Raw genomic sequence first — 8,181 nt, forward strand, 5'->3', positions numbered from 1 at the left:
GTTCGAGTTCCTCGCGCCCGAGCTGCTGGACATCGACGAGGAGGGCAAACCCGATCTGCACCTGCACGCGTTCGCCCGCCGGCACCCGACGCTCGCGGTGATCGGTCTGCTGCAGTCGGACGGTGCGTTGTTCCCGCTCGCGCACTGGCAGAGCGTCGCGGTGGCGCGGTGGCTGCGGCTGCGCGTCACCGACCCGGTGCGGGCCGCCGCGGTGCAGCAGGCCGAGTCGAAACGGCCGATGCGCCAGTGGGCGCGGTCGTCGGTGGTGCCGAGCCGGCGACACTGGTTCGAGGTGGGCGGCACGGCGTACCTGTCGGTTCTCGAGGATCTGCTCAAGCGGTTGGAGCCGGCGTGAGACTGCTGCGCTACCAGGACTGGATCTCGCCCGTGCCGCCGGTGCGGCGCGAGGTGCTCTCCGCCGCCGCCGAGGGCGACCAGCCCGTGCTGTTCGTTCCGGGGCCCGGCTTCGAGGCCGCGGTGTTCGCCGAGCATTGGCTGGCGCACACCGCGGAGCGCGGCTTCCCGGCACATGCGCTCACCGCGCGCGACGGCGGAGATCTCCGGGCGTACGCGCACGACGTCGTGCAGACCGCCGCCGCCCTGCCCCGCCAGGCCGTGCTCGTCGGGCACGGCGTGGGCGCGATGATCGTGGCTCAGGCGATGGGCCGATACCCGGCACGTGCCGCGGTGCTGGCCTGCCCGGTGCTGGACCGTGGGGCGCTGTGGCGAGCGGGCCTGCTGGCCGTCCTCGGCGCTCCGGTGCGGCTCTCCCCGGCCCAGGCCCGCCCGGCCCGGGTCCCGAGGCCGAGAGCGCTGCCGAGGCCGGTCGGCGATCCGCCGGTCCTGGTCGTGGGCAGCCCGGACGACAAGGTCGTGCCCCGCAGGTCATTGGACCGGGCGGCGGCCGGATACGGCGGCGCGCCGCTGCTCTTCCCGGGCATGGGTCACGACCTGATGGTCGGGCCCGGCTGGGTGGAGCCGATCGACGCCATCCTGGACTGGCTCGGCAAGGAGCTGGCCGCCTGAGCGCCGGCTGCCTGAGCGCCGCCGGCTGCCTGAGCGCCGGCCTGCCGGGTGGCGGGGATCAGCTCGAGGGTGCGTCCACTGTGATCCAGGGTGGTCAGGTACGCCCGGGCCCACGCCACGATGTCGTGCCGCTGCAGGTGCGCCTGCATGTCGCTCATCCGCGTCGCCAGGTTGTCGGGCCGCGCGTCCATCGCCTCCAGCAGCGTCGCCTTGAGGCCGTCGACGTCGTGCGGGTTGACCAGGAACGCGGACTCGAGCTCGGCGGCCGCGCCGGCGAACTCGGAGAGCACCAGCGCGCCCCCGCCCTCCGCCCGCGCCGCCACGAACTCCTTGGCCACCAGGTTCATCCCGTCCCGCAGTGGGGTCACCACCATCACGTCCGCGGTCTGGTAGAGCGCGGCCAGCTCGGCGCGGTCGAACGGCTGGCTGAGGTAGTGGATGGCCGGCTCGCCGACGCGCCCGTACTCGCCGTTGATCCGGCCGACCTCGCCCTCGATCCGGTCGCGCAACATCCGGTAGCGCTCGACCCGCTCCCGGCTGGGCACCGCCACCTGCACCATCACCGTGTCGCGCACCTTCACCAGCCCGTCGCGCAGCAGTTCGCTGTACGCGGTCAGCCGGTGCTCGATGCCCTTGATGTAGTCGAGCCGGTCGACGCTGAGCAGCACCCGCTTGGGCTGGCCGAGATCGCGGCGCAGCTGCCGGGCCCGGTTCACCACGTCGGGCCGCCCGGCGAGCGCGATCATCTCCTCGACGTCGATGGAGACCGGGAAGGCGCCGGTGTGCACGACGCGCTCGCCGCCCGCCCCATCGCTGAGCACGATCTCGTCGTCGGTGGCGGCCGCGCCGAGCAGTTTCGTGGCGAGCTGGGCGACGTTGTGTGCCGCCTGTGGCCGCTGGAACCCGACCAGGTCGGCGCCGAGCATGCCGCTCAGCAGCTCGAGCCGCCTCGGCAGCTGCATGAACAGCTCGGGCGGCGGGAACGGCACGTGCAGGAAGAAGCCGATCAGCAGGTCGGGCCGCAACGCGCGGATCATCGCCGGCACGAGCTGTAGGTGGTAGTCCTGCACCCAGACCGCCCCGCCGGGCTCGGCGACCTCCGCGGCCGCCTCGGCGAAGCGCCGGTTCACCGCGCGGTAGGTCTCCCACCAGCCCCGGTCGAAGACCGGCGGCTCGACCGCGTCGTGGTAGAGCGGCCACAGCGTCGAGTTCGCGAACCCCTCGTAGTAGCCGCGCGACTCGTCGCGGGACAAGGCGACCGGCCGCAGCCGCAGGCTGCCGATGTCGGGCAGCTCCGGGGCCTCGCCGCCGGCCACGCCGTTCCACCCCACCCAGGTGGCCGGGGTCTCCTGCAGGATCGCGTGCAGTGCGCCGGCCAGCCCGCCGGGGCTGCGCCGCCATTCACAGGCACCGTCCGGCGCAACGTTGTCGTCCACGGGCAAACGGTTCGAAACCACGACCAATGAGCTCTGACGCACCACGACAGGTTACGCCACCACTACTGGCTGACGCGTTGATGGTGATGGATCAGACGACCGCTCCGTCGTCGTAGTCGTCATCGTCGTCACCCGTGCGCAGCCGCCAGACCAGCGTCACCGCGCCGGCGACGATCGCGGTGAACCCGATCAGCGTGACCAGGTCACGGTCGACCGGCAGCAGCGTCGGGCGCAGGAAGAGGATGAAGCCGATCACGATGCCGAGCACGCCGGCGATCGCGTACTTGCTGATCCGGGGGAGCGGCGGGGGAGGCGGCGGGATGTAGCGGTCCTCGTCGTCGTCCGGGGTGTCCGCGCCGAACGTGTCGAGCCCGTCCAGCAGCGACGGCTCCTGCGCGGGCTGCGGATCGGTGCGCCGCCGGTTCAGCGTGATCCCGGCGATGTCGATCGCCGAGGGCATCGGCGGGGGCTGTCGCGGCTTCTCCGCGGTCTCCGGCTCGGGCGGCGGTGGCGTGTCGGCCGGGATCGTGTGGAAACCCGCGATGATCTTGGCCCACTCGGCGTCGACCTCGGTCTGGCTGGCCTCGGGCTTGGCCGCCGGCGTGGGCGGGGTGGGGCCGCGGCCGCCGGTCAGCTTGTGCAGCTGCTCGCGGGCGGCGGCCAGCTGCGTGCGGTCGACGTAGAGCCGGTCGGTCGGGCGCGCCGGGAACGTGGTGGTCCGCAGGATCGGATTGAGGTCGGCCGACGGCTGCAGATACGCCGCTATCCCGCCCGCGGCCAGCACGTCGAGCAGATGCTCACCGACGCGCGGGTCGACGTCGCCGGCGACTGCGTAGTCTGCCGCGTCGAGTCCGTTGTCCCGCCGCCCGCGACGGGCGCCACCCGTTGACACCCTGCACACTCCCTCGCCGACCCTGCGGGCAATGGTTACACGTCAGGGCCCTCTTTCGGGAGTGCGTTGTGGCGTGCCGCTCCCGCTCCGTACCCTCACCTGTGCCGACCGGCGCGGGAAAGGACATCGGTGTTCTACTGGCTGCTCAAGTACGTAGTGCTCGGGCCACTGCTCAAGCTGCTCTTCCGCCCCGATGTGACGGGGCTGCACAACGTGCCCGCTAGTGGCCCGGTGATCCTCGCCTGTAACCATCTTTCGTTCTCGGACTCGATCTTCACTCCGCTGATCGTCCGGCGCCGGGTGACGTTCGTCGCGAAAGCGGAGTACTTCACCGGTAAGGGGATCAAGGGCTGGCTCATGCGCCAGTTCTTCTCCGGCACCGGGACCGTCCCGGTGGACCGATCGGGTGGCAGGGCGGCCCAGGCGGCCCTGGACACCCTGCTCAGGGTGCTCCGAGAGGGCGGCGTCGCCGGCATCTACCCCGAGGGCACCCGGTCGCCGGACGGCCGCCTCTACCGCGGCAAGACCGGCGTGGCCCGGCTCGCCCTCGAGAGCGGGGCGCTGGTGGTGCCGGTGGCGCTGCTGAACACCGACGAGATCCAGCCGACCGGCAAGCTCATCCCGTCGGTCAAGCGGGTGCGGATGCGTTTCGGCGCACCGTTGGACTTCTCCCGGTACGCGGGGGAGAAGGGCGACCGGTTCGTCGAGCGCGCGGTGACCGACGAGATCATGTACGAGCTGATGACATTGACCGGCCGCCCGTACGTCGACGTCTACGCCGCCAAGCTCAAAACGTCCGTGGAGGTCCAGCCCCAGACCGAGACCAGACCTACCGCGACGCCTCCATCCCCGCCCGCCGCCGCAGAGCAGAAACGTCCGTGACCACTATCCGGCGGCCCTCGGTGCGCAGCCAGCCCCGGTTGGCGAAGGAGCCGATCGCCTGGTTGACGCTCTGCCTGGAGCCGCCCGCCATCTCGGCGAGCTGACTCTGGTTGAGCTCGATGGTGATCATCGGCGCCTGATTCTCGCCGGCCAGCCGGACCAGGGTCTTGGCCACCCGGCCGGGCAGATCGAGGAAGACGTGGTCGGCGTTCTGCTCGGTGAGCCGGCGGATCAGCTCGCCGAAGGAGCGCATCACCGCGTCGAGGATCCGCGGGTTGGAGTGGACCAGGTCGATGAAGGCGGCCCGCGACAGGGCCAGCGCCTGGGTGTCCTCGATCGCCTCGGCGGAGGCCGAGCGGGTCGACGCGTCCAGAAGCGACACCTCGCCCAGCACGTCGGGCGGCCGGGCCACGGTCAGCACCGCGCGCTCGCCGGTGGGGGCGGTGCGGAAGACGGCGACCGCGCCGCGCTTCAGGATGATCAGTGACTCTCCGGGATCGTGCTCGACGAAGAGGATCTGTCCCTTGCGGTAGGTCCGGGGCACCGCGGTGGCCAGCACGCGCTGCCGGACCTCAGGCTCCAGGCCGGCGAACATCTGCACGTTGGCCAGCGGATCACCGGGATCCGGCAGGCGATGGTCCACGGCTGTTTCCTTCCCGGTCCGGGCGCGACGATCACTCATAGCATGAAGAGCCGTCGCGACGCCATGTGATACCTCCACGGCGGCAATTCCTCGCATCGTCACCGATCATGCCCCTGACGCTTCTTTCTGTATAGGTGGCAAGCGCGAAGCGTTACGATCGCCCACCGTGTCCGTCGTACAGACTGGCCGTACCGGGATAATCTGCGCCGTGCCGGACGACGATCTCCTTCGATCCTTGCTGCGCGACCACTGGCATCTGGCGCCGAGCGAGGTGGAGGCCCTCGACGGCGGGCTGATGTCATGCGCCTGGGAGGTGCGGTCGGGCGGCGACCGCTACGTCGCCCGGCTGGTCGACGAGCCGGCGAAGCTGCCGGTGGAGGCGGGGCTGTCCGCGGCCGAGCATCTGCGCGGCTGGGGGATCGAGGTCGGCGCTCCGGTGCGTACCCTCGGCGGCAGCCTCACGGCCAGCACCCCCGCCGGAGCTCTCGCCGTCTCCCGCCGCGTGCCCGGCCGGTCCCTGGCCGGCGCCGATCCGATCGACCAGCAGTGGTGGGGCGACCGGCTCGGGGTGGTGCACCGGGTGCTGCAGGACTTCCACCATCCGGGCCTGCGGCCGTGGAGCCTGATCGACCCGGACGCGGCGCATCTGGGCGCCGAGCCGTGGCTGCGGCCTGCGGTGGCCGACGCGGTCACCGCCACCACGCGCCTCATGGTCACCGACCGCCTCACCTACGGGGTGCTGCACGGCGACCCGGCACCGGGCGGGTTCGTGGTCGACCCGGACACCGGTCGGACCGGGCTGTTCGACTGCGGCGCCAGCGGCACGGGCCCGCTCGCCTACGACGTGGCGGCGGCCGTGGTCTACGCCGGCGGGCCCGACGCGTCGGCCGAGTTCCTCGACGGCTATCTGGCGGCCGCCCCGGTGCCTCCCGACGAGTTGGACGCCGCGCTGCCGGTGATGATCCGGTTCCGGTGGGCGGTGCAGGCCGACTGGTCGGCGCGGCGGCTGGGCGCGCCCGGCGCCCGCGCGAACCTGCACCGCGCCCGCGATGCCCTGGTGGCTCCCGGCTAGGTTTGTCCGCGATGGTCTACCGCTATTTCTATGACTGCGAGTTCATCGAGGACGGCCGCCTGGTCGATCTCGTCTCGATCGGCGTGGTCGACGAGTTCGGCCGCGAGTTCTATGCGGTATCCACCCAGTTCGACGACAGCCGCGCCGTGCCCTGGGTGCGCCGCAACGTCCTCGACAAGCTGCCCAGCCCGGCCGACCCGGCGTGGCGCTCGCGCGAGCGGATCCGCGACGAGCTGTACGAGTTCCTGCTGGAGCCGGTGCGCGGTCGCGACGAGCAGATCGAGCTGTGGGCGTGGTATGCGGCGTACGACCATGTGGCGCTGGCCCAGCTGTGGGGTGCGATGCCCGCGCTGCCCCGCGAGATCCCGCGGTTCACCAAGGATCTGCGGCAGCTCTGGGACGACAAGGGCCGGCCGCCGCTGCCCACCGCCACCGGCCGGCACGACGCGCTCGTGGACGCCAAGCACAACTTGGCCCGGTGGCAGGCGATGGTTGGGCCACCGAGCTGAGGGAAGCCAAGGTGTATCCGTGATCGAGAGGAGCACCCATGGCCGAGAAGACCGAGCAGGAGAAGCGGGAGACCGTCAAGGAGCTGGTCAAGAACGCCCGGATCAGCATGCTGACCACGATGACCGCGGACGGCAAGCACGTCAGCCGGCCGATGGCGCTGCAGGACGTGGAGTTCGACGGGGACCTGTGGTTCTTCGCGTACAGCGACTCCGACGTGATCGCGCAGATCGGCGCGAACCCGCAGGTCAACGTCTCGTTCAGCGACGAGAAGCAGAACAACTGGATCTCCATCTCGGGCGCCGCCGAGCGCGTCGACGACCGCGCCAAGGCCGAGGAGCTGTGGAGCGCGCCGCTCAAGGCGTGGTTCCCGGACGGCCTGGACACGCCCACCCTCACGCTGATCAAGGTGCACGCGGACACCGCCGAATACTGGGAGTCAGCACACAGCAGCCGGGTGGTCACGCTCATCGGGTACGCGAAGGCGGCCGTGACCGGCAAGACGCCTGATGCGGGGGAGAACGAAACAGTGCGGTTGTAGCGGGCCGCTTTGAGCCGGGGTCGCCATGCCGACTACAGTGCGCATGCGGCCCCGGCCCCGCTCCCAGGCAGCGTTGCCGATCATCGGAGGGGTATGACGGGCGCTCCGCGACCTGCCATGGGAGGACTGTTCAATCATGCGTATCGGCGTGCTCACCGGCGGCGGCGACTGCCCCGGTCTGAATGCGGTGATCCGGGCGGTGGCGCGCAAGGGCGTCGCCGTCTACGGACACGAGTTCGTCGGCTTCCGGGACGGCTGGAAGGGCCCGCTCGAGGGTCTGACGAAGCCGCTCGGCATCGCCGAGGTGCGGGGCATCCTCCCGCGGGGCGGCACCATCCTGGGCTCCTCGCGCACCAACCCCTTCAAGATCGAGGGCGGCGTCGAGCGGATCAAGCAGAACCTGGCCGACCAGGGTGTGGACGCGCTGGTCGCGATCGGCGGCGAGGACACCCTCGGCGTCGCGACCAAGCTCAACGATCTGGGCGTCAAGGTCGTCGGTGTGCCGAAGACGATCGACAACGACCTGAACGCCACCGACTACACGTTCGGCTTCGACACCGCGGTGAACATCGCGATGGAGGCCATCGACCGGCTGCACACCACGGCCGAGTCGCACCACCGCACGCTGGTCGTCGAGGTGATGGGCCGGCACGCCGGCTGGATCGCCCTGCACGCCGGCCTGGCCGGTGGCGCCAACGTCATCCTGCTGCCGGAGCGCAACTTCGACGTCGAGCAGGTCGCCACGTACGTGACCAAGCGCTTCCAGGTCGAGTACGCGCCGATCGTCGTGGTCGCCGAGGGCGCGCAGCCGCTCGAGGGTCAGATGCAGCTGGTCAACCAGGAGCTGGACGCGTTCGGCCACGTGCGGCTGGGCGGCATCGGCCAGTGGCTGGCCCAGTCGCTGGAGGAGAAGACCGGCAAGGAGGCCCGCACCGTGGTCCTCGGTCACATCCAGCGCGGCGGCACGCCGACCGCGTTCGACCGGGTGCTCGCCACCCGCTTCGGGCTGCAGGCGATCGACGCCGTGCACGACGGTGACTTCGGCAAGATGATGGCGCTGCGCGGCACCGACATCATCCGCGTGCCGCTGGCCGAGGGCACCGGTGAGCTCAAGACCGTGCCGCTGTCCCGCTACGAAGAGGCCGAAGTCTTCTTCGGCAGCTGAGGAACCTCATGAAGATC

General features: G+C 71.1%; 9 protein-coding genes and 1 pseudogene. 7 read left to right on the forward strand and 3 right to left on the reverse strand.

What is annotated here, in order from left to right; genetic code table 11:
- Nucleotides 1–355 (forward strand): annotated as a pseudogene (locus AB0M20_RS16065) (monooxygenase); the annotation flags it as partial.
- Complete coding sequence (locus AB0M20_RS16070) at nucleotides 352–1,026, forward strand: alpha/beta hydrolase (RefSeq protein WP_364298704.1); 675 nt, start codon at nucleotides 352–354, stop codon at nucleotides 1,024–1,026. The pseudogene AB0M20_RS16065 and the gene AB0M20_RS16070, both read left to right, overlap by 4 nt.
- Here AB0M20_RS16070 and AB0M20_RS16075 read toward each other — a convergent pair.
- Both AB0M20_RS16075 and AB0M20_RS16080 read right to left on the reverse strand, forming a co-directional pair.
- Nucleotides 945–2,504, reverse strand: a complete 1,560-nt coding sequence (locus tag AB0M20_RS16075) for a trehalose-6-phosphate synthase (protein WP_364298706.1) — start codon at nucleotides 2,502–2,504, stop codon at nucleotides 945–947. The two genes, AB0M20_RS16070 and AB0M20_RS16075, sit on opposite strands and share 82 nt — an antisense overlap.
- 49 nt (nucleotides 2,505–2,553) lie before the next feature.
- Nucleotides 2,554–3,354 carry a DUF308 domain-containing protein gene (locus AB0M20_RS16080; protein ID WP_364298708.1) on the reverse strand — a complete coding sequence of 267 codons (801 nt, stop codon included), beginning with the start codon at nucleotides 3,352–3,354 and terminating at the stop codon, nucleotides 2,554–2,556.
- A gap of 129 nt (nucleotides 3,355–3,483) precedes the next feature.
- Between AB0M20_RS16080 and AB0M20_RS16085 the strand changes: the two genes are divergently transcribed.
- Nucleotides 3,484–4,236 carry a lysophospholipid acyltransferase family protein gene (locus AB0M20_RS16085; protein ID WP_364298710.1) on the forward strand — a complete coding sequence of 251 codons (753 nt, stop codon included), beginning with the start codon at nucleotides 3,484–3,486 and terminating at the stop codon, nucleotides 4,234–4,236.
- Here AB0M20_RS16085 and AB0M20_RS16090 read toward each other — a convergent pair.
- Nucleotides 4,184–4,879, reverse strand: a complete 696-nt coding sequence (locus tag AB0M20_RS16090) for a Crp/Fnr family transcriptional regulator (RefSeq protein ID WP_364298712.1) — start codon at nucleotides 4,877–4,879, stop codon at nucleotides 4,184–4,186. The genes AB0M20_RS16085 and AB0M20_RS16090 overlap by 53 nt on opposite strands.
- Nucleotides 4,880–5,087: 208 nt before the next feature.
- Here AB0M20_RS16090 and AB0M20_RS16095 point away from each other — a divergent pair, with 208 nt between their 5' ends.
- From AB0M20_RS16095 to AB0M20_RS16110, 4 genes are all read left to right on the forward strand, one after another.
- Entirely contained in the window at nucleotides 5,088–5,951 is an 864-nt protein-coding gene (locus tag AB0M20_RS16095; protein ID WP_364298714.1) for a phosphotransferase, read from the forward strand.
- 11 nt (nucleotides 5,952–5,962) lie between these two features.
- Entirely contained in the window at nucleotides 5,963–6,460 is a 498-nt protein-coding gene (locus AB0M20_RS16100) for a polyadenylate-specific 3'-exoribonuclease AS (RefSeq protein ID WP_364298716.1), read from the forward strand.
- Between the two features lie 38 nt (nucleotides 6,461–6,498).
- On the forward strand, nucleotides 6,499–6,999 hold the full coding sequence (locus AB0M20_RS16105; protein WP_364298718.1) for a pyridoxamine 5'-phosphate oxidase family protein: 501 nt from the start codon (nucleotides 6,499–6,501) through the stop codon (nucleotides 6,997–6,999).
- A 136-nt stretch (nucleotides 7,000–7,135) separates the two neighbouring features.
- Nucleotides 7,136–8,164 carry a 6-phosphofructokinase gene (locus AB0M20_RS16110; protein WP_364298720.1) on the forward strand — a complete coding sequence of 343 codons (1,029 nt, stop codon included), beginning with the start codon at nucleotides 7,136–7,138 and terminating at the stop codon, nucleotides 8,162–8,164.
- Nucleotides 8,165–8,181 lie beyond the last annotated feature (17 nt).

The sequence above is a fragment of the Actinoplanes sp. NPDC051633 genome, from assembly GCF_040681735.1.
In the GTDB taxonomy this organism is placed as follows: Bacteria; Actinomycetota; Actinomycetes; order Mycobacteriales; family Micromonosporaceae; genus Actinoplanes.